The organism is Streptomyces sp. NPDC053493 (assembly GCF_044544825.1).
Taxonomy (GTDB): Bacteria; Actinomycetota; Actinomycetes; order Streptomycetales; family Streptomycetaceae; genus Streptomyces.
In genome coordinates, this window is record NZ_JBITXS010000001.1 from 838,162 (window position 1) to 860,039 (window position 21,878).

The 21,878-nt window shown below is 73.7% G+C and carries 21 protein-coding genes; 14 read left to right on the plus strand and 7 right to left on the minus strand.

Annotation, left to right across the window (positions count from 1 at the left end; genetic code table 11):
• The first annotated feature begins 2 nt into the window (after positions 1-2).
• From ACIGO8_RS03740 to ACIGO8_RS03750, 3 genes are all read left to right on the plus strand, one after another.
• On the plus strand, positions 3-725 hold the full coding sequence (locus tag ACIGO8_RS03740; protein WP_399723360.1) for a TetR/AcrR family transcriptional regulator: 723 nt from the start codon (positions 3-5) through the stop codon (positions 723-725).
• A gap of 151 nt (positions 726-876) precedes the next feature.
• Positions 877-1,005: a morphogenic membrane protein MmpB gene (gene mmpB / locus ACIGO8_RS03745; protein WP_399723362.1), complete on the plus strand. Its 129-nt coding sequence runs from the start codon at positions 877-879 to the stop codon at positions 1,003-1,005.
• Between the two features lie 24 nt (positions 1,006-1,029).
• Entirely contained in the window at positions 1,030-1,635 is a 606-nt protein-coding gene (locus ACIGO8_RS03750; RefSeq protein WP_399723364.1) for a nucleoside triphosphate pyrophosphatase, read from the plus strand.
• Positions 1,636-1,665: 30 nt separating this feature from the next.
• Here the strand turns inward: ACIGO8_RS03750 and ACIGO8_RS03755 are convergent, their stop codons facing one another.
• The gene (locus ACIGO8_RS03755; protein ID WP_399723366.1) at positions 1,666-2,094 is read right to left on the minus strand and encodes a hypothetical protein; all 429 of its coding nucleotides are present in this window, start codon (positions 2,092-2,094) and stop codon (positions 1,666-1,668) included.
• 384 nt (positions 2,095-2,478) lie between these two features.
• Here ACIGO8_RS03755 and ACIGO8_RS03760 point away from each other — a divergent pair, with 384 nt between their 5' ends.
• Together ACIGO8_RS03760 and ACIGO8_RS03765 are read left to right on the plus strand one after the other, a co-directional pair.
• Positions 2,479-4,233 (plus strand): acetyl/propionyl/methylcrotonyl-CoA carboxylase subunit alpha, encoded by a 1,755-nt coding sequence (locus tag ACIGO8_RS03760; protein ID WP_399723367.1) that lies wholly within the window; start codon positions 2,479-2,481, stop codon positions 4,231-4,233.
• Positions 4,234-4,336: 103 nt separating this feature from the next.
• Entirely contained in the window at positions 4,337-4,882 is a 546-nt protein-coding gene (locus ACIGO8_RS03765; RefSeq protein WP_399723369.1) for a TetR/AcrR family transcriptional regulator, read from the plus strand.
• Between the two features lie 207 nt (positions 4,883-5,089).
• Here the strand turns inward: ACIGO8_RS03765 and ACIGO8_RS03770 are convergent, their stop codons facing one another.
• Entirely contained in the window at positions 5,090-6,025 is a 936-nt protein-coding gene (locus tag ACIGO8_RS03770) for a DeoR/GlpR family DNA-binding transcription regulator (protein ID WP_399724305.1), read from the minus strand.
• Between the two features lie 225 nt (positions 6,026-6,250).
• Positions 6,251-7,690 carry an NAD(P)H-quinone dehydrogenase gene (locus tag ACIGO8_RS03775; protein WP_399723371.1) on the minus strand — a complete coding sequence of 480 codons (1,440 nt, stop codon included), beginning with the start codon at positions 7,688-7,690 and terminating at the stop codon, positions 6,251-6,253.
• A 349-nt stretch (positions 7,691-8,039) separates the two neighbouring features.
• On the opposite strand from ACIGO8_RS03775, the gene ACIGO8_RS03780 reads away from it, so the two are divergent.
• The 4 genes from ACIGO8_RS03780 (at position 8,040) to ACIGO8_RS03795 (ending at position 13,428) form a co-directional block, all read left to right on the plus strand.
• Positions 8,040-8,477, plus strand: coding sequence for a gamma-glutamylcyclotransferase (locus ACIGO8_RS03780; protein WP_399723373.1), 438 nt, complete (start codon positions 8,040-8,042; stop codon positions 8,475-8,477).
• 162 nt (positions 8,478-8,639) lie between these two features.
• Positions 8,640-9,443, plus strand: coding sequence for a purine-nucleoside phosphorylase (locus tag ACIGO8_RS03785; protein WP_399723375.1), 804 nt, complete (start codon positions 8,640-8,642; stop codon positions 9,441-9,443).
• A 908-nt stretch (positions 9,444-10,351) separates the two neighbouring features.
• Entirely contained in the window at positions 10,352-12,010 is a 1,659-nt protein-coding gene (locus ACIGO8_RS03790) for a phospho-sugar mutase (protein ID WP_399723376.1), read from the plus strand.
• Between the two features lie 242 nt (positions 12,011-12,252).
• On the plus strand, positions 12,253-13,428 hold the full coding sequence (locus ACIGO8_RS03795) for a mannosyltransferase family protein (RefSeq protein ID WP_399724308.1): 1,176 nt from the start codon (positions 12,253-12,255) through the stop codon (positions 13,426-13,428).
• 73 nt (positions 13,429-13,501) lie between these two features.
• Here ACIGO8_RS03795 and ACIGO8_RS03800 read toward each other — a convergent pair whose 3' ends face one another.
• The 3 genes from ACIGO8_RS03800 to ACIGO8_RS03810 form a co-directional block, all read right to left on the minus strand.
• Positions 13,502-14,149, minus strand: coding sequence for a PH domain-containing protein (locus ACIGO8_RS03800; protein ID WP_399723378.1), 648 nt, complete (start codon positions 14,147-14,149; stop codon positions 13,502-13,504).
• A 22-nt stretch (positions 14,150-14,171) separates the two neighbouring features.
• Positions 14,172-14,798: a class F sortase gene (locus ACIGO8_RS03805; RefSeq protein WP_399723379.1), complete on the minus strand. Its 627-nt coding sequence runs from the start codon at positions 14,796-14,798 to the stop codon at positions 14,172-14,174.
• 147 nt (positions 14,799-14,945) lie between these two features.
• Positions 14,946-16,208, minus strand: a complete 1,263-nt coding sequence (locus tag ACIGO8_RS03810) for a hypothetical protein (protein ID WP_399723381.1) — start codon at positions 16,206-16,208, stop codon at positions 14,946-14,948.
• Between the two features lie 264 nt (positions 16,209-16,472).
• Between ACIGO8_RS03810 and deoC the strand changes: the two genes are divergently transcribed.
• The 3 genes from deoC to ACIGO8_RS03825 are packed head-to-tail and all read left to right on the plus strand — an operon-like array spanning position 16,473 to position 19,760.
• Positions 16,473-17,432, plus strand: coding sequence for a deoxyribose-phosphate aldolase (gene deoC / locus ACIGO8_RS03815; protein ID WP_399724311.1), 960 nt, complete (start codon positions 16,473-16,475; stop codon positions 17,430-17,432).
• Between the two features lie 5 nt (positions 17,433-17,437).
• Positions 17,438-18,874 carry an aldehyde dehydrogenase family protein gene (locus tag ACIGO8_RS03820; protein WP_399723383.1) on the plus strand — a complete coding sequence of 479 codons (1,437 nt, stop codon included), beginning with the start codon at positions 17,438-17,440 and terminating at the stop codon, positions 18,872-18,874.
• The gene (locus ACIGO8_RS03825) at positions 18,867-19,760 is read left to right on the plus strand and encodes an aldehyde dehydrogenase family protein (RefSeq protein WP_399723385.1); all 894 of its coding nucleotides are present in this window, start codon (positions 18,867-18,869) and stop codon (positions 19,758-19,760) included. The genes ACIGO8_RS03820 and ACIGO8_RS03825 overlap by 8 nt, the downstream gene beginning before the upstream one ends.
• Before the next feature lie 71 nt (positions 19,761-19,831).
• Here the strand turns inward: ACIGO8_RS03825 and ACIGO8_RS03830 are convergent, their stop codons facing one another.
• Positions 19,832-20,224, minus strand: coding sequence for a hypothetical protein (locus ACIGO8_RS03830; protein ID WP_399723387.1), 393 nt, complete (start codon positions 20,222-20,224; stop codon positions 19,832-19,834).
• Positions 20,225-20,286: 62 nt separating this feature from the next.
• On the opposite strand from ACIGO8_RS03830, the gene ACIGO8_RS03835 reads away from it, so the two are divergent.
• Together ACIGO8_RS03835 and ACIGO8_RS03840 are read left to right on the plus strand one after the other, a co-directional pair.
• On the plus strand, positions 20,287-20,982 hold the full coding sequence (locus ACIGO8_RS03835) for a uridine kinase (protein ID WP_399723388.1): 696 nt from the start codon (positions 20,287-20,289) through the stop codon (positions 20,980-20,982).
• A 277-nt stretch (positions 20,983-21,259) separates the two neighbouring features.
• Complete coding sequence (locus tag ACIGO8_RS03840; RefSeq protein WP_399723390.1) at positions 21,260-21,856, plus strand: hypothetical protein; 597 nt, start codon at positions 21,260-21,262, stop codon at positions 21,854-21,856.
• Positions 21,857-21,878: the final 22 nt, after the last annotated feature.

Genomic DNA, 21,878 nt, shown 5'->3' on the forward strand with positions numbered 1-21,878 from the left:
TAATGGAACTGGAGACCCATTTGAGCGAGAGCCAGTCGGCCGTGCCGGGCACCGTGCGGCCCGGCGGCCGTACCGCGAAGGTGCGCAGGGCCGTCCTCGACGCGACCGAGGACGCCCTCGCGGCCTCGGGCTTCCACACGCTGAACATGGATCAGATCGCCGCGAGCGCCGGCGTCGGCAAGACCACCGTCTACCGCCGCTGGGGCTCACCGGTCGGCCTGGTCGCGGACCTGCTGCACGACATGGCCGAGCAGTCCCTGCCGGCCGTCGACACCGGGAGCCTCGCCGGCGACCTGCGGGAGAACGCGGCCCTCGTGCACCGCACCCTCACCGACCCGCGGATGGGCGCCGTCTTCCGGGCCGTGATCGCGGCCGCGGCCTGCGACGAGGACTGCGCCGACGCCCTGCGCGGCTTCTACCGCACCCGGCTCGCCGAGTGGGCGCCGGTCGCGGCCCGGGCGGTCGCCCGCGGCGAACTCCCGCCCGGCACCGACCCGGTCGAGGTGCTGCGCGCGGTCTCGGCGCCGCTCTACTACCGCTTCGCGGTCACCCGTGAGGAGCTGACCGCCGCCGACGCCGAACGGGCCGTCACCGCCGCCCTGGCCGCCGCGGCCGCCGGCGCGTACGCGCGCACCGGCGACGGCGGGACGGAGACCGGCGACGGCACGGACGGCGGCGGTGAGATCGGGGCCGCGCACACCCAGGCCGGGGACGCCGGAGCCTGAGCCGCCGGGTCCGGAGCCTCAGCCGCCGGGACCGGAGCCTCAGCCGCCGGGACCGGAGCCGCCGGGGCCGGCGCGGAATAGTCCCCTCACACGCGGCGCCTGAGTACCCGTACTCAGGCGCCGCGGCCCTCCGCGCCGCAGCATCGGAAGCATGCTCTGGTCCGACCCGAAGAACGAGCCGCCGAAGGAAATGCGGGACATGCAGGCGATGCTGCGGCGCGCCGGCGTCCTGCTGGCCCTCGCGATGGTGGTGGCGATGTTCGTGGTCGGCGCACGCTGAGCACGGGCTCGCTACGCTGCCCCCATGACTGCTGATCGCCGCCGTGTCGTGCTCGCCTCCGCCTCTCCCGCCCGGCTCGGACTGCTCCGGCAGGCCGGTCTCGCTCCCGAGGTCATCGTGAGCGGCGTCGACGAGGACAAGACGCACGCACCGACCCCGGCCGAGCTGGCCCTCGCCCTCGCCGAGGCCAAGGCCGCCCATGTCGCCGCCCGCCCCGAGGCCTTCGGCGCCCTCGTGATCGGCTGCGACTCGGTCCTGGAGCTGGACGGGAAGGCGCTCGGCAAGCCCGCCGACTCCGAGGAGGCCACGGCCCGCTGGAAGGCGATGCGGGGCCGCGTCGGCATCCTGCAGACCGGCCACTGCGTGTACGACACGGCCGCCAAGCGCTACGAGTCGGCCACCGCCTCCACCCTCGTCCGCTTCGGCGAGCCCACCGACGCCGAGATCGCCGCCTACGTGGCCAGCGGCGAACCGCTGCACGTGGCGGGCGCGTTCACCCTCGACGGCCGCTCGGCGCCCTTCATCGAGGGCATCGACGGCGACCCGGGCAACGTCATCGGCCTGTCGCTGCCGCTGCTGCGCACCCTGCTCGCCAAGCTGGGCGTCTCGATCACCGACCTCTGGACCTGAGGCACGCCGGACCGCCCCGGCCGGGCCCGTTCAGGCGGTGGCCGGCGCCTCAGGGGCGGCGTCGGCGCGCGTCTCGCCGTACGCCACCAGGGTGAGCACGATCAGGCCGACCACCACCATCAGGAACGCGAAGGCGGCCCAGCCGAGCAGACCGACCGCGACCGCTCCGAGGGCGCCGTGGACGACCGCGCAGCCGACGAGCAGGACGCGGCCCGCCCGGCCGGGACGGCGGTCGCGTATCGCGGCGATCAGCGGGACGAGGGCGCACAGCACCAACAGGGCGCCGGAGGCGATGCCGAGGGCCCAGGTGCCGGTGTACATGGCGTCGGGATGGAGCCCGTCGAGGGACATCGACTGGCCCTTCACGAACCGGGCCATGACCGCGTTGATCGCCACGATGCCGGGTGCTTCGAGGAAGAGCACCGCCGCCGTCACGAGCGCTATCGGTCTTCGGGCCACCTCGGCCACCCCCTGGATGCGGCTGTTACCTCCGGTACGAACGACACGCCGAAGGCTACTGGCCGGTAAAACCTCGGACAAGGGTTCGCGCACGGGAGTGAAACGTGGGCGAGCGGGCCCTCCACGGGCAAAGAATCATTGAGCCATTCGTAGGGACTCCACAAAGAAACCCATTTGGCGACTGGTCACGAGAACAGAGACCTGCGCCACACCCCGGAGCTACTGTGCCGTAAAGGAACCCTGCGTACCGTGGTGCGACAAGGGATTTCACGACCCGAGCGAGCCTCGATTCACGCTCCGTGTGGGCAAGCTCACCATTGGGGACGGGTCGAAGTGCCGTGTCGGCAGTCCCTAAACTCAGCTTGTTTCAAGGAGGGAGCCATCGTGCGCAAGGTGCTCATCGCCAACCGTGGCGAAATCGCTGTCCGCGTCGCCCGGGCCTGCCGGGACGCCGGGATCGCCAGCGTAGCCGTCTACGCCGATCCGGACCGGGACGCTCTGCACGTCCGCGCGGCCGACGAGGCGTTCGCCCTGGGCGGTGACACCCCGGCCACCAGTTACCTGGACATGGCCAAGGTGCTCCAGGCCGCCGCGGACTCCGGCGCCGACGCCGTCCACCCGGGTTACGGCTTCCTTTCCGAGAACGCCGACTTCGCCCAGGCGGTCCTCGACGCCGGCCTGATCTGGATCGGCCCGCCGCCGCAGGCCATCCGCGACCTCGGTGACAAGGTCGCCGCCCGTCACATCGCGCAGCGCGCCGGCGCCCCGCTGGTCGCCGGCACCCCGGACCCGGTCTCCGGGGCCGACGAGGTCGTCGCCTTCGCCGAGGAGCACGGCCTGCCGATCGCCATCAAGGCCGCCTTCGGCGGCGGCGGCCGCGGCCTGAAGGTCGCCCGTACGCTCGAAGAGGTCCCGGAGCTCTACGACTCCGCGGTCCGCGAGGCCGTCGCCGCCTTCGGCCGCGGCGAGTGCTTCGTCGAGCGCTACCTCGACAAGCCGCGCCACGTCGAGACCCAGTGCCTCGCCGACAAGCACGGCAACGTGGTCGTCGTCTCGACCCGTGACTGCTCGCTGCAGCGCCGCCACCAGAAGCTGGTCGAGGAGGCCCCGGCGCCGTTCCTGTCGGAGGCTCAGAACGCCCAGCTGTACGCGGCGTCCAAGGCCATCCTCAAGGAGGCCGGCTACGTCGGGGCCGGCACCGTCGAGTTCCTCGTCGGCCTCGACGGAACGATCTCCTTCCTGGAGGTCAACACCCGCCTCCAGGTCGAGCACCCGGTCACCGAAGAGGTCACCGGCATCGACCTGGTCCGCGAGATGTTCCGCATCGCCGACGGCGAGGAGCTCGGCTACGGCGACCCGGAGATCCGCGGTCACTCCTTCGAGTTCCGCATCAACGGCGAGGACCCGGGCCGCAACTTCCTCCCGGCGCCCGGCACCGTCACCACCTTCGACGCGCCGACCGGCCCCGGTGTCCGCCTGGACGCGGGCGTCGAGGCCGGCTCGGTCATCGGCCCGGCCTGGGACTCGCTGCTCGCCAAGCTGGTCATCACCGGCGCCACCCGCGAGCAGGCGCTGCAGCGCGCGGCCCGCGCGCTCGCCGAGTTCAAGGTCGAGGGCATGGCCACCGCCATCCCGTTCCACCAGGCCGTCGTGGTCGACCCGGCGTTCACCTCGGACCCGTTCCGCGTCCACACCCGGTGGATCGAGACCGAGTTCGTCAACGAGATCAAGCCGTTCGCCCCGGCGGGCGGTGAGGCCGAGGAGGACGAGTCCGGCCGCGAGACGATCGTCGTCGAGGTCGGCGGCAAGCGCCTGGAGGTCTCGCTCCCGTCGTCGCTCGGCATGTCGCTGGCCCGGACCGGCCTGGCCGCCGGCGCCAAGCCGAAGCGCCGCGCCGCGAAGAAGTCCGGCCCGACCGCCTCGGGCGACACCCTCGCCTCCCCGATGCAGGGCACCATCGTCAAGGTGGCCGTCGAGGAGGGCCAGGAGGTCAAGGAGGGCGACCTGATCGTCGTCCTCGAGGCCATGAAGATGGAGCAGCCGCTCAACGCCCACAAGTCCGGCACCATCAAGGGCCTGGGCGCGGAGGTCGGCGCCTCGATCACCTCCGGCGCCGCGATCTGCGAGATCAAGGACTGAACCCGGCCCCGGCACACCGGGGTACGGTACGAAGGGCCCGCAGGCACGACCGCCTGCGGGCCCTTCGTGACACCTCGACCGGTCGCCGGCGGAAGGAGTACGCATGCGGGCCGACGCACGCCGCAACCACGAGCGCCTGCTCGCCGAGGCCCGCGCCGCCTTCGCCGCCCACGGCACGGACGCCTCCCTGGAGGACATCGCGCGTCGCGCCGGAGTCGGCATCGGGACCCTCTACCGGCACTTCCCCACCCGCGAGGCGCTGCTCGGCGCCGTCTTCCAGGACGCCCTGCGCGCCCTCCTCGACCGCTCCGCCGAGCTGGCCGCGGCACCCGACCCGTGCGTCGCGCTCGTCAGCTGGCTGCGCACCCTGATCGCCCACGCGGGTGAGTACCGCGGGCTCTCGATGGCGCTCATGTCCGTGTCGTACGGCCGGAGTTCGGCGCTCGCCGAGTGCAGCGAGCCGCTGCGCGCGGCGGGCGAGATCCTGCTGGCCCGGGCCCGGGAGACGGCGGCGGTCCGCGCCGACGTGTCGATCGGCGACCTGATGAAGCTCACCAACGCGATCGCCCTGGCCGCCGAACGCTCCCCGGAGGACCCGGAACTGGCGGACCGCCTGCTCGACCTGACCGTACGGGGCCTGAAGGCGTGACGGCCTGACGGGCCTGACGACCTGAGGGCGGCGCACGGCGGGCGGCGCAGGCGGTTCGGGGCCGTGCGGGGCGCTCGAGGCCGTGCAGGGCCCGGTCAGGGCCGTTCAAGACCCTTCGGGACCGCTCGGTGGCCGTTCGAGGCCGCGCCGGCGGGCCTGCCGGCGGCGCGGGCGGGCGACCCGTACCGGCGGCGCGGGCGGGCCCGCTCAGCGGCGGCGCATGTCCGCGACGCGGACCGGGCGCTCCGGGGCCAGCACCTCGCCTCCGAGCGGGCCGCCCGGGCCGCCGGGACCGCCGCGGAACTGCCCGCCCGGCAGCCGGCCGCGCTGCCCCGGCAGGGGCAGGTCGCGGCGCGGGCGGCCCGGCGGGAGCTGCTCGCCGCCGTGCGGCGCCGCGCCCGTGCCGGCCACCGCGATCTGCACGCCCTGGTCGGCCAGCGCCTGGAGCTCGGTGGCGGCCCGCTCGTCGTGGGCCGGCGGCTCGTCGGTGACCAGGCGGGTGATCACGTCGGTCGGCACCGTCTGGAACATGGTGTCGGTGCCGAGCTTGGTGTGGTCGGCGAGGACCACCACCTCCGCCGCCGCCTGCACCAGGGCCCGGTCCACGCTCGCGGAGAGCATGTTGGACGTGGACAGGCCGCGCTCGGCGGTCAGCCCGCTGCCCGACAGGAACGCCCGGGACACCCGCAGTCCCTGGAGCGACTGCTCGGCCCCGCTGCCCACGAGCGCGTAGTTGGAGCCGCGCAGCGTGCCGCCGGTCATGACGACCTCGACCCGGTTGGCGTGCGCGAGGGCCTGGGCGACGAGGAGCGAGTTGGTGACGACCGTGAGCCCGGGCACCCGGGCGAGCCGGCGGGCCAGCTCCTGCGTGGTGGTGCCCGCGCCGACGACGATGGCCTCGCCCTCCTCGACGAGGGTGGCGGCGACATCGGCGATGGCCGTCTTCTCGGCGGTGGCGAGATGGGATTTCTGCGGGAAGCCGGACTCTCGCGTGAAACCGCCCGGCAGTACCGCACCGCCGTGCCGGCGGTCGAGGAGTCCTTCTGCCTCCAGGGCCCGCACGTCTCGCCGTACGGTCACTTCTGAGGTCTGGACGACGCGGGCGAGCTCGCGGAGCGACACGGCTCCATTGGCGCGCACCATTTCGAGGATCAACTGGCGACGTTCTGCAGCGAACACGAAACTGACAGTAACGTGACCGGCCGATACTTTTCAGCACTATGCGCCGAATTGCAGAAGATGCACACAGGCGGGGCCTCCAAGTGATATGGAGGGCCCCGCCGTTGATCGATCTATGCCCCGGCTTGCCGGGGGTTGTCCGGGTCGGCGAACCGTTCCCGCAGGCCGGGACGCCGGCCGGGCGGGAGGCTACGCCTCGGCCGCCGTCTTTCGGGTGTGCAACTGCCGTGCCACTTCCGCGATCGAGCCCGACAGGGAGGGGTACACGGTGAAAGCGTTTGCGATCTGTTCGACCGTCAGATTGTTGTCGACCGCGATCGAGATCGGGTGGATCAGCTCGCTCGCGCGCGGGGCCACGACACAGCCGCCGACCACGATCCCGGTGCCCGGACGGCAGAAGATCTTCACGAAGCCGTCCCTGATGCCCTGCATCTTGGCGCGCGGGTTGCGCAGCAGCGGCAGCTTGACGACCCGGGCGTCGATCTTGCCGGCGTCGACGTCGGCCTGGGTGTAGCCGACGGTGGCGATCTCCGGGTCGGTGAAGACGTTGGACGACACGGTCTTCAGGTTGAGCGGGGCCACCGCGTCGCCGAGGAAGTGGTACATCGCGATCCGGCCCTGCATGGCCGCCACCGAGGCGAGCGCGAAGACGCCCGTGACGTCACCGGCCGCGTACACACCGGGCGCGGAGGTGCGGGAGACCTTGTCCGTCCAGATGTGCCCGGAGTCCTTCAGCCGTACGCCGGCCTCCTCCAGGCCCATTCCGGCGGTGTTCGGGATGGCGCCGACCGCCATCAGGCAGTGGGTGCCGGAGATGACCCGGCCGTCGGAGAGCGTGACCTCGACCCGGTCGCCGACCCGCTTGGCGGACTCGGCGCGGGAGCGGGCCATGACGTTCATGCCGCGGCGGCGGAAGACGTCCTCCAGGACCGCGGCGGCGTCCGGGTCCTCGCCGGGCAGCACGCGGTCACGAGAGGAGACGAGGGTGACCCGGGAGCCGAGCGCCTGGTACGCGCCGGCGAACTCGGCGCCGGTGACACCGGAACCGACCACGATGAGCTCCTCGGGAAGCTCCTTGAGGTCGTAGACCTGGGTCCAGTTGAGGATCCGCTCGCCGTCCGGCTTGGCGTCCGGCAGCTCGCGCGGGTGACCGCCGGTGGCGATCAGCACCGCGTCGGCGGTCAGCGTCTCCTCGGAGCCGTCGGCGGCCGTGACGACGACCTGGCGCGAGCCGTCCATCGCCTGCCGCCCGTCGAGCCGGCCGCGGCCGCGCAGGACGCGGGCGCCGGCCCGGGTGACGGAGGCGGTGATGTCGTGCGACTGGGCGAGCGCGAGGCGCTTCACACGGCGGTTGACCTTGCCCAGGTCCACGCCGACCACCCGGGCCGCCTGCTCGATGTGCGGGGTGTCGTCCGCGACGATGATGCCCAGCTCCTCGTAGGAGGAGTCGAAGGTGGTCATCACCTCGGCGGTGGCGATCAGGGTCTTGGAGGGAACGCAGTCGGTCAGGACGGACGCGCCGCCGAGGCCGTCGCAGTCGACGACGGTCACCTCCGCGCCGAGTTGGGCGCCCACCAGGGCCGCCTCGTATCCGCCGGGTCCGCCGCCGATGATCACGATCCGGGTCACTGGGATCTACGCCTCGCGCTCTCGTTCTGCCGGGGGGTCCCCCGCTGGGCTGCAGTGCGTACGCCATTGTCCCGCACGCTTCAAGTGCGTACCCCATTCTCCCGCACGCGGGTACGGGCCACGCGCCGGGGCCGCACCGGCGGGTCGCGGACACCGCGGACGGGCGCCGGACGGGCCGCGGGCGGGCGCGGGAGGGGGCCGGCGCGGCGGCGGGGGCGGGCATGGGACGGGGCCGGCGCGGCGCCGGGGGCGGGGCGCGGATCAGCCGGTGGCGGGCGCGGGGCCGCCGGGTGCCGCCCGCGGCACGGACTTCGTCACGCACGCCGCGCGCTCCCGTACCCTCGACCCCATGTCGCTCTACGCCGCGTACGCCGGCAACCTCGACGCGCGGCTCATGACCCGCCGCGCACCGCACTCGCCGCTGCGCGGCACCGGCTGGCTCAACGGCTGGCGGCTGACCTTCGGCGGCGAGCAGATGGGCTGGGAGGGCGCGCTCGCCACCATCGTGGAGGCACCGCGGTCCCAGGTCTTCGTCGCGCTGTACGACATCGCGCCGATGGACGAGGAGTCGATGGACCGCTGGGAGGGCGTCGGCCTCGACATCTACCGGCGGATGCGGGTGCGGGTGCACACCCTGGACGGCGAGGAGCCGGCCTGGGTGTACGTCCTGAACGCGTACGAGGGCGGCCTGCCGTCGGCCCGCTACCTCGGCGAGGTCGCGGACGCGGCGGAGTCCGCGGGCGCGCCCCACGACTACGTGATGGAACTGCGCAAGCGCCCCTGCTGAGCCGGCCCGGTCGGGGCTCTTGTCGGAAACGACAAGACAACGATCGCAGCTCCGTGCGCGACGTCATCTACGCGCGTAGGGATTCTCGGGCTAGGCTTCTGCGCGTATCAAATCCGTCCGGGGCCTCCCCCTCGGACCCCCCTCCCCGAGGCGAGAGAGTCAGTGAACGCTACTGCCACCCCGTACGAGGCCGCCGAGGCCGCCGCCGCGCGCCTTCGCGAGCTGACCGGTGTCGAGAACCACGACGTCGCCCTGGTCATGGGCTCCGGCTGGGCCCCGGCCGTCGACGCGCTCGGCGCGCCCGAGGCCGAGTTCCCGGTCACCGAACTGCCCGGCTTCCCGCCGCCGGCCGTCGAGGGCCACGGCGGCAAGATCCGCTCGTACAAGATCGGCGAGAAGCGCGCCCTGGTCTTCCTCGGCCGCACCCACTACTACGAGGGCCGCGGTGTCGCCGCCGTCGCGCACGGCGTCCGCACCGCCGTCGCCGCCGGCTGCAAGACGGTCGTCCTGACGAACGGCTGCGGCGGCCTGCGCGAGGGCATGCGCCCCGGCCAGCCGGTCCTGATCAGCGACCACCTCAACCTGACGGCCGCCTCGCCAATCGTCGGCGCGAACTTCGTGGACCTCACCGACCTGTACTCGCCGCGGCTGCGCGCGCTGTGCAAGGAGGTCGACGAGACGCTGGAGGAGGGCGTGTACGTCCAGTTCCCCGGCCCGCACTACGAGACCCCGGCCGAGATCAACATGGTCCGCGTCCTGGGCGGCGACCTGGTCGGCATGTCCACCGTCCTCGAGGCCATCGCGGCCCGCGAGGCCGGCGCCGAGGTCCTGGGCATCTCCCTCGTCACCAACCTGGCGGCGGGCCTCTCGGGCGAGCCGCTGAACCACGAGGAGGTCCTCCAGGCCGGCCGCGACTCGGCGGCCCGCATGGGCGCGCTCCTCACCCGCGTCCTCGACCGCATCTGACCCCGGTCCCTTTCCCCTGACCGAGCCGCCACCCGACCGGCCGCCCGACACCCGGAGGAGCGGGACCCGTCCCGTAGCGGGCCTGAGAGCCTCCGACCCCGAGGGCTGGGGCCGTTCCCGCGCGGGGCGCCGGCCTGCGCCCCGGAAGCCCGGGACCGTTCCCGCGCCGGGGGCAGCAGCCCCGGATCGGGGCCCGTTCCCTTGAGGGGGCGCTGGTCCCCGGACCGGAGCCCGGAAGCCCGGGACGCGTTCCCGTGACGGGGGCAACAGCCCCCGGACCGGGGCCCGGGACCCGCTCCCGTGACGGGGCGCCGGCCCCGACCCGGCCTCCGAGGGCCGGAACCCGTTGCCATGCGGGGCGCCAGTCTCCGCCCCCGAGGGTCGGGACCCGTACCCGTACGGAGCCCCAGCCCCGGTCGGGGCCCGGACGGGCGCCCAGTCGTGGACAAGCCTTGGGCCCTCCGGAGGCCAGCCCTCCGGAGGGCCGGGGCCGGTCCCGACCGGGGCCCGGTCCTCCCGCCCGCAGGGCGTGGAGCCCACCTGCCGGCCCGGGCCGGTTCCGGCGACGGAGCTCACCTGCCCGCCCTGGGCGGGACAAGCTCGTGGCCTCGCTCCGGCCGGGACCGGCCGGGCATCCGGCTCCCTCGCCCGCCAGGGCGTAGGGACCCCACCGCTGCTCCGAGGGCGCGAGCCCCCGGTCCCCACGTCCGCCAGGACGCAGGGGGTGCGCCGACCCTCTGCCCGACAGGGCCCGGGGCGGAGCCCCTGGTCCCGGCCGGTGCCGGGCCGTTCGGCGCGGGGCCGGGCGCGCAGGGCCCGGTTAGGGGAAGGGGCGGGGTGGGGAAAGGCTCCGCCCAGCGGCACCTCGATCCCGCACCGCTTTCTTCCGCACTCGAAAGGCACACACCGTGACGCAGGACGACCTCCTCGCCCGGGCCCAGGCGTGGCTCGCCGAGGACCCCGACAGCGAGACCCGTGACGAGCTCGCCGCGCTCCTCGACCGCGGCGCCGGCGCCACCGCCGAGCTCGCCGCCCGTTTCGCCGGCACGCTCCAGTTCGGCACCGCCGGGCTCCGGGGCGAGCTGGGCGCGGGCCCCATGCGGATGAACCGCGCCGTCGTGATCCGCGCCGCCGCCGGCCTCGCCGCGTACCTCAAGGCGAAGGGCCAGGCCGGCGGTCTCGTCGTCATCGGCTACGACGCCCGCTACAAGTCGGCCGACTTCGCCCGCGACACCGCCGCCGTGATGACCGGCGCCGGTCTGCGCGCCGCGCTGCTGCCCCGCCCGCTGCCGACGCCCGTCCTGGCGTACGCCATAAGGCATCTGGGCGCCGTCGCCGGCGTCGAGGTGACCGCCAGCCACAACCCACCGCGCGACAACGGCTACAAGGTCTATCTCGGCGACGGCTCGCAGATCGTGCCGCCCGCCGACGCCGAGATCGCCGCCGAGATCGCCGCCGTCCGCTCCCTGAACGACGTGCCCCGCCCGGACAGCGGCTGGGACGTCCTCGGCGACGAGGTCCTCCAGGCCTATCTGGAGCGTACGGACGCCGTCCTCACCCCGGGCTCGCCGCGCTCCGCGCGCACCGTCTACACGGCCATGCACGGCGTCGGCAAGGAGGTCCTGACGGCCGCTTTCGCCCGGCACGGCTTCCCGCCGCCGGCGCTGGTCGCCGAGCAGGCGGACCCGGACCCGGCGTTCCCGACGGTCGCGTTCCCGAACCCGGAGGAGCCGGGCGCCATGGACCTCGCCTTCGAGGCGGCGCGCGCCGTGGACCCGGACATCGTGATCGCCAACGACCCGGACGCCGACCGCTGCGCCGTCGCCGTCCCGGACGCCTCCGTCGACGGCGGCTGGCGCATGCTCCGCGGTGACGAGGTCGGCGCGCTGCTCGCCGCGCACCTGGTCCACAAGGGCGCCACCGGCGTCTTCGCCGAGTCGATCGTGTCGTCCTCGCTGCTCGGCCGGATCGCCGAGGCGGCGGGCGTCGGTTACGAGGAGACGCTGACCGGCTTCAAGTGGATCGCGCGCGTCGACGGCCTGCGCTACGGCTACGAGGAGGCGCTCGGCTACTGCGTCGACCCGGAGGGCGTCCGCGACAAGGACGGCATCACGGCGGCGCTGCTCGTCGCCGAGCTGGCCTCGGTCCTCAAGGAGCAGCACCGCACGCTGACGGACCTGCTGGACGACCTGGCGGTGGCGCACGGCCTGCACGCCACGGACCAGCTGTCGGTGCGCGTGGAGGACCTGAGCGTCATCGCCGACGCGATGGCGGCGCTGCGCGAGAAGCCGCCGGTGCGGCTCGCGGGCCTGACCGTCGTCTCGGCGGAGGACCTGACGAAGGGTACGGAGTCGCTGCCGCCGACGGACGGTCTGCGCTACCACCTGGCGGGCGACTACAAGGCCCGGGTGATCGTCCGCCCGAGCGGCACCGAGCCCAAGCTCAAGTGCTACCTGGAGGTCGTGGTCCCGGTCGGCGGCGCGAGCGAGCTGGGCACGGCGCGGGCGACGGCCGCGGGCGTCCTGGCCGCGATCAAGAAGGACCTGGCGCAGGCCGCCGGCCTCTGACCCGCCACACCGGGACGCACCTCGCCCGGGCCCGTGGGTCCCGAGGCCCCGTGGCCCGGGGCCCGGTCGCCGCGAAGGCCCGTACGGAATCGTCTCCGTACGGGCCTTCCGCCTGCTCCCCTCCCCCACGCCCCTCCCTCACGCCCCGCGCCCGCTCCCCCTACGGGTGAATTGCCTACGGCAGCTGCCGCAACCCGCCCTGCGCGTCCCGGCGGCCGGGGCAGGGTGACCCGGTGCCTTCCCTGTCCCCGGTGCTGATTCCCCGTCCTTCCGTCCCCGCCCGCCGCGGTCCCGCCGCCGCGCCGCGGCTCGGGCTGCTGCGCCGGGCGGCGCCGGCGCTGCTCGGCTATCTGGCGGTGCGGCTGCTCGGCCTGGCCGTCCTCGCCCATTGGGCGCACGGGCGGGGCCGCGGGCTGTGGCCGCTGCTCGCGACCTCGTGGGACTCGGGCTGGTATCTGCAGATCGCCGACCGCGGTTACGACCATGAGCTCGGCGGCCCCGGACACCACGACAACCTGGCCTTCTTCCCGCTCTTCCCGGCGCTGATCAAGGCCTTCGCGGCCGTGACACCGGGCTCGCGCGCCTCGGTCGCGCTGGTGCTCGCCGGGGTGTGCTCGCTGCTGGCCGCGCTCGGCGTGTTCGCGGTCGGCGACCGGCTGCACGGGCGCCGTACGGGCACGGTCCTGGCGGTGCTGTGGGGCGCGGCGCCGGCGGCGGCGGTGCAGTGGATGGGCTATACGGAGTCGCTGTTCACGGCGCTGGCGGCGTGGGCGCTCTACGCGGTCCTGAACCGCCGCTGGGCGTGGGCGGCGGCCCTGGCGGTGGGAGCGGGTCTCACCCGGCCGACCGGTGTCGCGGTCGCGGCGGCAGTGTCGGTGGCGGCGCTCCAGGCCGCCCGCACGGGCGGGCGCGGGGGCCGGGCCGCGGCGCTGGCGGCGGCCGTCGCGGCGCCGACGGGCTGGCTGGGCTACGTGGCGTGGGTGGGGCTGCGACTGGACCGCTGGGACGGCTACCTCGCGGTGCAGCGGACCTGGACGAACCAGTGGGACGGCGGCCTCACGACGCTGCGGATGCTGCGCGGCCTGCTGGTCCTGTCCGCCCGCCCGCCGCTGTTCCTGGTCGCGGTCTCCGCCGTCCTGGTCCTCTCGGCGGCCCTGTACGTCCTGTGCGTGGCGGGCCGCCAGCCGCTGCCGCTGCTCGTGTTCGGCGGCGTGCTGCTCGTGGTGGTCCTCGGCAGCGCCGGCGTCTACTTCCCGCGCGCCCGCTTCCTCATGCCGGGCTTCCCGCTGCTGCTTCCCGTCGCCCTGGCCGTCTCCCGCGCCCGCCCGGCCGCCGCGGCCGTGGTCCTCGGCCTGGCGGCGCTGACCTCGGCCTGGCTGGGCGGCCACATGCTCCTGGTCTGGCCGGGCCCGCCCTGACGAACCCGGGCCCGCGGCGAGTGCGGGGCCGCCCCCGCCCGTACAGCACGGCCCGTGCGGGCGCCCCGCGGCGTCAGCCGGCCACGGTCAGGATCACCAGCAGCACCAGACCGGCCACCGCCGGCGCGATCACCTCGTACGCCCACCGGACCTGCGGCTCGCCCTGTGCCTCGGGCGTGCCGGCCAGGCGCTCGGCCATGTCGCGCAGGTCGGCCACGGTCTGGTCGGCGGGGGCCTGACGGGAGCCGCGGTCGTTGACGTCGGCGGTGACGGAGGTTCGGCCGTGCGGGTCGTCCTGGGAGGCCGTCGCGGCGCGGCGCGCGGCGCGCTTGCGCTGGCGCAGCGAGACGGGGACGGCCCACAGCTGGTACCGGTGGCCGTCGTGCATGAGGACCTCGCTGGAGTAGCCGGCGCGGACGTCCGCGACCGAGGCCCAGGGCAGCGTGAGGGTGCGGAACGGGTTACGGATCCGCAGCCGGCGGTCGTTGGCCTGGACGGCCGGCCGGATGGTGAAGGCGACGATCAGCGGCACCACGAGGATCATCCCGGCGAGCGCCGCCCAAGGCGTGCGCCCGTCGCCCCGGATGATCGCGTCCCCGCCGAAGACGACGGCGAGGACGAGCAGGAAGACGCCGCCCGCGATGCCCAGCGGGGAGCGGTAGACGCGGTCCTTCGGGGCGGGCTCGGACGGCTGCGCGGAGGGCGGCTGGGGGGTCGTCATGGGGCCGATTGTGCCTCAGCCGTCACGCGGCCGAGGTGACGAGGTCGGCGTAGACGACGACGTTGTCGGGGCGGTGGCCGTCGACGATCTCGCCGCCGCAGGTGATCAGGCGCAGTTCGGGACGGCTGGTGTCGCCGTACACCTTGCGGGTCGGGAAGGCCTTCTTGGTGACCTGCTCCACCGCGCGCACGCGGAAGACGGCGTCGGTGCCGTCGGCACGGGTGACGGTGATCGGGTCGCCGACGTGGATCCGCGCGACGTCGCGCAGGACGGCGGGGCCCCGGGCGGTGTCGTAGTGGCCGATGAGGACGGCCGGCCCGGTCTCGCCGGGCGTCACGCCCTTGTCGTACCAGCCGATCCGGTCGGCCTGGTCGACCGACGGCACCTGCACGGTGCCGTCGTCGTTCAGGCCGAGCCGCAGCACCGGCCCGGTGTCGACGCCGGCCGCCGGCACCCGTACGCGTACGGGCTCGGAGCGCGGCAGCGGCGTGGCGGGCGACCCGGTGGGGGCGGGCGCGGCGGCCGTCGTCACGCGCGGCGCCGGTACGGCCGGGGCGGCGGCGGGCGCGCCGCCCGCGGGTCCGGCGCAGCCGGCGAGCGCGACGGCGGCGCCGGCCAGGACGAGGAGGAGAGGGCGGCGGCGGGTCATGGGTGTGCTCCGGGAACGGGGTGCGGCGGGCCGCCGAGGAGGAGGGCGGCCCGCCGGGCAGTGGACGGAGGGGTCGGCGGCTCGGTCAGGGGTGTAAGCCGCGCAAGGGCGTCAGGCACGCCGCGTCGGCCGTCCAGACCGCGGGCGTCAGCCGCGGCCGGCGGACCGGCGGCGCAGGGCCGTGAGGCCGAGGCCGGCGGCGACGACCGCCGCGGCGCCCGCGCCGGAGGCGAGCAGCGCGACGTCGTTGGCCTGCTCGACGCTGCCGAACTCCGCGCCGGCGGCGACACCGCCCTTGGGCACGACGGTCGTCTGCCCGCCCTGGACGCCAGTGGCGGTGCCGGTTCCAGTTCCGGTGCCGGTGCCGGTGCCGGTGCCGGTCGAGGCGGTGGGCTTCGGGGTGGCGGTCGTGCCGCAGTCCTTCGGGAGCTTCGGGAAGTCGTTCCAGCGGTACGGCGCGGTGTCGCCGCCGTTGGTGTGCTGGCCGTAGCGCGGGGTGCGGGTGCCGGCGCCGACGATCTTCTGGCCCAGGCCGGTCGGGCCGGGGTGGGCGCGGTCGACCGTCTCCAGGGTCTTGCCCTTGGCGTCCTTGAGGACGGCCTTGGGGCCCTTGTCCAGGTCATTGGTGAGGGTGACGGTCCACCCGCCGCCGTAGGACGAGGCGATGACCTCGGTGACGGTGCACGGGCCGGTGGCGGTGGGGCCGCTGATGATCTCGGCCGGCGTCGGTCCGGGCTTCTCGCCGCCGCCCGGCTTCTCGCCGCCGCCCGGCTTCTCGCCGCCGCCCGGCTTCTCGCCGCCGCCCGGCTTCTCGTCGCCGCCCGTGGCGCCCACGTAGACCGGCGCCGCCTGGCGGGCCGCGCCCGGGACGTACGCGGCGAGGTCGGCGTCGCGCTCGAGGACGACGACGGCCTTGCCGTACGTCCACACCGCGCGCTCGCCGGTCACGTAGGTGAAACCGCGGCCCTTGCCGTTCTCGATCAGCTGGAGGCCCACGCGGCCGTCCTTCGCGTTGCGGCCGAGTTCCAGGACGGTGCCGTCGGCCAGCCGGTAGCGGCCGTCGCGGGCGCCGGTCACGGAGTTGCCGGTCCAGTGGTGCGTGGTGCCGTCCGGGTTCAGGACGAGGTACCAGCCGCCGGTCCTGCCGGCCGCCGAGCGGGTGACGGCCTCGATCGAGTCGACCTGGGTGCCGTCCTGGAAGACGTCCGCCCGGTAGGCGAGCTCGCCCAGCCGGTAGATCTTGGCGGTCAGGTGGTCGGAGACCGTCTCGGTCCGGACGAGAGTGCCCTGGTTCTCCCTGGCGGCGGCCGGGTGGTCCGCCGCGGGGGCGGTGCCGGCGGCGAGGGCCGGGGTGGTCGCGAGGCCCAGGAGGAGGGCGGTGGCGACGGCGGTGCGAAGGGCGGTGCGCATCACGACTCCAGTGAGGAAGTGCAGGTGGGTGGGAGAGCCGCATGCCGCTGACATTCTCGTTCGGTCGGTGTCCGTTGAGTTCTGGCCGGCTGCGGAAGAAACGTTACGGATCTTGGTTCCCGGACCTGTCCACTCCATGTCACGGGCATGTGACAGGGCTCACCCGGCACCCGTGACTCCCGCACCCACCTGCCCTTTCGTTCGCTCGGAAGAGCGGGGCCCTGTACAGGCTGCTACGCGCGTAGATATGCTCGACTGGTGACCATGCCCACCACTGCACCCGCAGCAACTGCTTTCGCCGACGTGACCGCGTCCGACAGCACGCTGCGCCGCTTCCTCCACGGGCTGCCCGGCGTCGACGCCGTGGGCCTGGAAGCGCGCGCCGCCGCTCTCGGCACCCGCTCGATCAAGACCACGGCCAAGGCGTACGCCATCGACCTGGCCATCTCCATGATCGACCTGACGACGCTCGAAGGCGCGGACACCCCGGGCAAGGTCCGGGCGCTCGCCGCCAAGGCCGTCAACCCCGATCCGACCGACCGCACGACCCCGAAGACCGCCGCCGTCTGCGTCTATCCCGACATGGTGGCCACCGCCAAGGCCGCCGTCGCGGGCTCCGGCGTCAAGGTCGCCTCGGTCGCCACCGCCTTCCCGGCCGGCCGCGCAGCCCTCCCGGTGAAGCTCGCCGACACGGCCGACGCCATCGCCGCGGGCGCCGACGAGATCGACATGGTCATCGACCGTGGCGCCTTCCTCGCCGGCCGCTACCTGGAGGTCTACGAGCAGATCGCCGCGATCAAGGCCACGTGCGGCGACCGCGCCCGTCTGAAGGTGATCTTCGAGACCGGCGAGCTGTCCACGTACGACAACATCCGCCGCGCCTCCTGGCTCGGCATGATGGCCGGCGCGGACTTCATCAAGACCTCGACCGGCAAGGTCGCGGTCAACGCCACCCCGGCCAACACGCTCCTGATGCTGGAGGCCGTGCGCGACTTCCGCGCGCAGACCGGCGTCCAGGTCGGCGTGAAGCCGGCCGGCGGCATCCGCAACACCAAGGAAGCCGTCAAGTTCCTGGTCCTGGTCAACGAGACCGTCGGCGAGGACTGGCTGGACAACCACTGGTTCCGCTTCGGTGCCTCCAGCCTGCTCAACGACCTGCTGATGCAGCGTCAGAAGCTGGCGACCGGCCACTACTCCGGCCCCGATTACGTGACGGTGGACTGATCAACATGGCATCTGCATTCGAGTACGCACCGGCGCCCGAGTCCCGGTCCGTCGTCGACATCGCGCCCTCCTACGGCCTGTTCATCGACGGCGAGTTCGTCGAGGCCGCCGACGGCAAGGTCTTCAAGACCGTCTCCCCGTCCACCGAGGAGGTCCTGTCCGAGATCGCCCAGGCGGGCACCGAGGACGTCGACCGCGCGGTGAAGGCGGCCCGCAAGGCGTTCGAGAAGTGGTCCGCGCTGCCGGGCTCCGAGCGCGCCAAGTACCTCTTCCGCATCGCCCGGATCATCCAGGAGCGCAGCCGTGAGCTGGCCGTCCTGGAGACCCTGGACAACGGCAAGCCGATCAAGGAGACCCGCGACGCGGACCTCCCGCTGGTCGCCGCGCACTTCTTCTACTACGCGGGCTGGGCCGACAAGCTCGACCACGCCGGCTACGGTGCGAACCCGCGCCCGCTGGGCGTGGCCGGCCAGGTCATCCCGTGGAACTTCCCACTGCTGATGCTGGCGTGGAAGATCGCCCCGGCGCTCGCGACCGGCAACACGGTCGTCCTCAAGCCCGCCGAGACGACGCCGCTCTCCGCCCTGTTCTTCGCGGACATCTGCCGCCAGGCCGGGCTGCCGAAGGGTGTCGTCAACATCCTTCCCGGTTACGGCGACACGGGCGCGGCCCTGGTCGAGCACCCGGACGTCGACAAGGTCGCCTTCACCGGCTCGACCGCCGTCGGCCGGGCCATCGCCAAGTCCGTGGCGGGCACCGACAAGAAGCTCACCCTGGAGCTGGGCGGCAAGGGCGCCAACATCGTCTTCGACGACGCCCCGATCGACCAGGCCGTCGAGGGCATCGTCAACGGCATCTTCTTCAACCAGGGCCAGGTCTGCTGCGCGGGCTCGCGCCTGCTGGTGCAGGAGTCCGTCCACGACGAGCTGCTCGAGTCGCTCAAGCGGCGTCTGAGCACGCTGCGCCTGGGCGACCCGCTCGACAAGAACACCGACATCGGCGCCATCAACTCCGAGGAGCAGCTGGCCCGTATCACCACGCTCGTCGAGCAGGGCGAGGCGGAGGGCGCCGAGCGCTGGTCCGCCGCCTGCGAGATCCCGGCCGCCGGCTACTGGTTCGCGCCGACGCTCTTCACGAACGTCACCCAGGCGCACACCGTCGCCCGCGACGAGATCTTCGGCCCGGTCCTGTCGGTGCTGACCTTCCGTACGCCCGACGAGGCCGTCGCCAAGGCCAACAACAGCCAGTACGGCCTGTCGGCGGGCATCTGGACGGAGAAGGGCTCGCGGATCCTCGCCGTGGCCAACAAGCTCCGGGCCGGCGTCGTCTGGGCCAACACGTTCAACAAGTTCGACCCGACCTCGCCCTTCGGCGGCTACAAGGAGTCGGGCTTCGGCCGCGAGGGCGGCCGCCACGGTCTGGAGGCCTACCTCGATGTCTGATCAGACCCGCCTGAGCGTCTTCAAGACCTACAAGCTGTACGTCGGGGGCAAGTTCCCCCGCTCCGAGAGCGGCCGGGTGTACGAGGTGACCGACCCCAAGGGCAAGTGGCTGGCGAACGCGCCCCTCTCCTCCCGCAAGGACGCGCGTGACGCGGTCGTCGCGGCCCGCAAGGCCTTCGCCGGCTGGGCGGGCGCGACCGCGTACAACCGCGGCCAGATCCTCTACCGCGTGGCCGAGATGCTGGAGGGCCGCAAGGGCCAGTTCGTGCACGAGGTCGCGGCGGCGGAGGGCCTGTCCAAGAACAAGGCGGCCGAGGTCGTCGAGGCCGCGATCGACCGCTGGGTCTGGTACGCGGGCTGGACCGACAAGATCGCCCAGGTCGTGGGCGGCGCGAACCCGGTGGCGGGCCCGTACTTCAACCTGTCCACGCCGGAGCCCACCGGTGTGGTCACCGTGGTCGCCCCGCAGGAGTCGTCCTTCCTCGGCCTGGTCTCGGTGATCGCCCCGGTCATCGCCACCGGCAACACGGCGGTCGTCATCGCCTCCGAGAAGGCCCCGCTGCCGGCGCTGTCCCTGGGCGAGGTGCTCGCCACCTCCGACCTGCCGGGCGGCGTCGTCAACATCCTGTCCGGCAAGGCCGCCGAGATGGGTCCGCACCTGGCGGCCCACCTCGACGTCAACGCGATCGACCTGACGGGCGCGGACACCGACCTGGCCCGGGACCTGGAGATCGCCGCGGCGGACAACCTCAAGCGCGTGCTGCGCCCGCGCCGCGCCGAGGACTTCACCGTGTCCCCGGGCACGGACCGGATGACCGCGTTCCTGGAGACGAAGACGGTCTGGCACCCGACGGGTTCGCTGGGCGCCTCCGGCTCCTCGTACTAGACGGCGTACGACAGCAGCCCCCGGCCGATGCGGCCGGGGGCTGCCCGTCGTGCCGGACGGCCCGCGCGTCCCTACGGCAGCAGGCCCTGCGTCAGCGGGCCCGCCACCGGCAGGTCGGCCAGCGCGCCGCCGCGCGTGACGTGGTCGGTGACCAGGTTCGTGCCGACCGGCCGGAAGTCGGCGACCTGGGTGCCGACGCCGTTGTCGAGCGGGTCGACGCCGGTGTTGGCCAGCGGGTCGATCTGGAGCTCGGTCAGCGGGGCCACGCCGTGACCGACGCCCTCCAGGGCCGCGGCGCCGTCGACCTGGGTCAGCGAGTCGACCGGGAGCGGCACCGCCACCGGCCCGGCGGCCTGGGCCGCGGCGCCGGCGCCGAGCATCGCCGCACCGGCCGCCGTGACGGTGAGGCCGGCCTTCAGCAGGGCGCTGCGACGGGAGGAGCGGGATTCTGCGTGACGCGCCATGGGCGTACCTTCCAGGGGCTTCGAGGGGTGACGGAGCGGCCACCGACAGTAGTGGAGGTGTGATGCTCGATACCAACGGGCCGCCTCGGGGGTCCCCTGCACGGGGGAATGCCTCACACTGGTGTCCCGTGAGTTCCCAACCGATCCCGACCCGGGTCGTCCTGCTCGCGGGCCCTTCCGGCTCCGGCAAGTCGTCCCTCGCCGCCCTCACCGGACTGCCGGTGCTGCGCCTCGACGACTTCTACAAGGAGCACGACGACCCGACGCTGCCGCTGGTGGAGGGCAGTTCGGACATCGACTGGGACTCCCCGCTCTCCTGGGACCAGGACGCCGCGGTCGCCGCGATCGTCGAGCTGTGCCGTACGGGACGGACCGACGTGCCCGTGTACGACATCGCCACCAGCGCCGTCGCGGGGCGCGAGACGCTGGACATCGCGCGGACGCCGCTCTTCGTGGCGGAGGGCATCTTCGCCGCCGACATCGTGGCGCGCTGCCGTGAGCTCGGCGTGCTGGCCGACGCGCTCTGTCTGCGCGGCCGGCCCTCGACGACCTTCCGCCGCCGGCTGCTGCGCGACCTCAAGGAGGGCCGCAAGTCGGTGCCGTTCCTGCTGCGCCGCGGCTGGCGTCTGATGCGCGCCGAGCGCTCCATCGTGGCCCGCCAGACCGCCCTGGGTGCGCACCCGTGCGCCAAGGACGAGGCCCTCGGCCGGCTCGCCGCCGCAGCGGCCGGCCGCTGCCGCGTCCCGGCCGCCGGCTGAACCACGCCCGTCCGCCGCACCACGCCCGTCCGCCGAACCGGGGCCGCCCGCCCGGCCCGTCGGCGCCCCGCCCCCGGAGCATCGCTCCGGGGGCGCTGTTGCGTGCCGGTGCACGCCGGCGACCATCCGATGATCGGATGGTCGCCGTTCGCTCCGCTCTTGTCCCCGTGCGCCCGGCATTCTCCGCGTATGTCCCTCCGGCCTCGGGAAAGTTACTCCCGACGAGAAATGGAAGGGGAAATTCACCTTCCATCAGCCGACGAACGAAGGGCACGCCATGGTCTATTACGACCCCACGAACGACATCGTCGCCTCCTCCTGTCTGCAGACCCCGGTGGTCTTCCAGCACCGTCTGAGCGGCAGCTATCTCGCGCAGGCCGGGGACCTGCAGCTCAAGCAGGACCCGCTGACCGGCGACCAGACCCACGACGCGCCGGCCCTGTGGATGCTCGAGGCCTACATGATCACCGACGACGGAGTGGTGACCTACCGCATCCAGAACGTCTCGACCAAGAAGGTCATGGCCATCCCGTTCGACCCGGCCAATCCCCAGAACGCCCCCATCAACCAGGGCATCGTCTTCCCCGACCCGACGCCCGACAAGGACAGCAACACCCTCGCGGCCCTGTCCCAGCTGTGGGTCTTCCAGCCGGTGGCCGACCGGTCCCACATCATCAGCCCGGCGCGCTTCACGGAGCTGTCCCTCGCCCCGTACACCAACAACCCGGCCACCACCAGCGGCTGTGACCGGATCCCGCCCGTCATCCTGCCCAACGGCGGCGACAACGACTGCTGGCTCCACCACCACCGCATCCGGCAGTACCCCAAGCCCGCCAAGGACCCGGCCTGCCACGCCAACTGCAAGAACTGCTGAGGCGGGCGCGCGGCGGAGCGGC

Coding starts and splice junctions, on each gene's coding strand:
- ACIGO8_RS03740 (WP_399723360.1), top strand. CDS start 3: ATGGAACTGGAGACCCATTTGAGCGAGAGCCAGTCGGCCGTGCCGGGC.
- mmpB (WP_399723362.1), top strand. CDS start 877: ATGCTCTGGTCCGACCCGAAGAACGAGCCGCCGAAGGAAATGCGGGAC.
- ACIGO8_RS03750 (WP_399723364.1), top strand. CDS start 1,030: ATGACTGCTGATCGCCGCCGTGTCGTGCTCGCCTCCGCCTCTCCCGCC.
- ACIGO8_RS03765 (WP_399723369.1), top strand. CDS start 4,337: ATGCGGGCCGACGCACGCCGCAACCACGAGCGCCTGCTCGCCGAGGCC.
- ACIGO8_RS03770 (WP_399724305.1), bottom strand. CDS start 6,025: ATGGTGCGCGCCAATGGAGCCGTGTCGCTCCGCGAGCTCGCCCGCGTC.
- ACIGO8_RS03780 (WP_399723373.1), top strand. CDS start 8,040: ATGTCGCTCTACGCCGCGTACGCCGGCAACCTCGACGCGCGGCTCATG.
- ACIGO8_RS03800 (WP_399723378.1), bottom strand. CDS start 14,149: ATGACGACCCCCCAGCCGCCCTCCGCGCAGCCGTCCGAGCCCGCCCCG.
- ACIGO8_RS03805 (WP_399723379.1), bottom strand. CDS start 14,798: ATGACCCGCCGCCGCCCTCTCCTCCTCGTCCTGGCCGGCGCCGCCGTC.
- ACIGO8_RS03810 (WP_399723381.1), bottom strand. CDS start 16,208: ATGCGCACCGCCCTTCGCACCGCCGTCGCCACCGCCCTCCTCCTGGGC.
- deoC (WP_399724311.1), top strand. CDS start 16,473: ATGCCCACCACTGCACCCGCAGCAACTGCTTTCGCCGACGTGACCGCG.
- ACIGO8_RS03820 (WP_399723383.1), top strand. CDS start 17,438: ATGGCATCTGCATTCGAGTACGCACCGGCGCCCGAGTCCCGGTCCGTC.
- ACIGO8_RS03825 (WP_399723385.1), top strand. CDS start 18,867: ATGTCTGATCAGACCCGCCTGAGCGTCTTCAAGACCTACAAGCTGTAC.
- ACIGO8_RS03830 (WP_399723387.1), bottom strand. CDS start 20,224: ATGGCGCGTCACGCAGAATCCCGCTCCTCCCGTCGCAGCGCCCTGCTG.
- ACIGO8_RS03835 (WP_399723388.1), top strand. CDS start 20,287: ATGCTCGATACCAACGGGCCGCCTCGGGGGTCCCCTGCACGGGGGAAT.
- ACIGO8_RS03840 (WP_399723390.1), top strand. CDS start 21,260: ATGGTCTATTACGACCCCACGAACGACATCGTCGCCTCCTCCTGTCTG.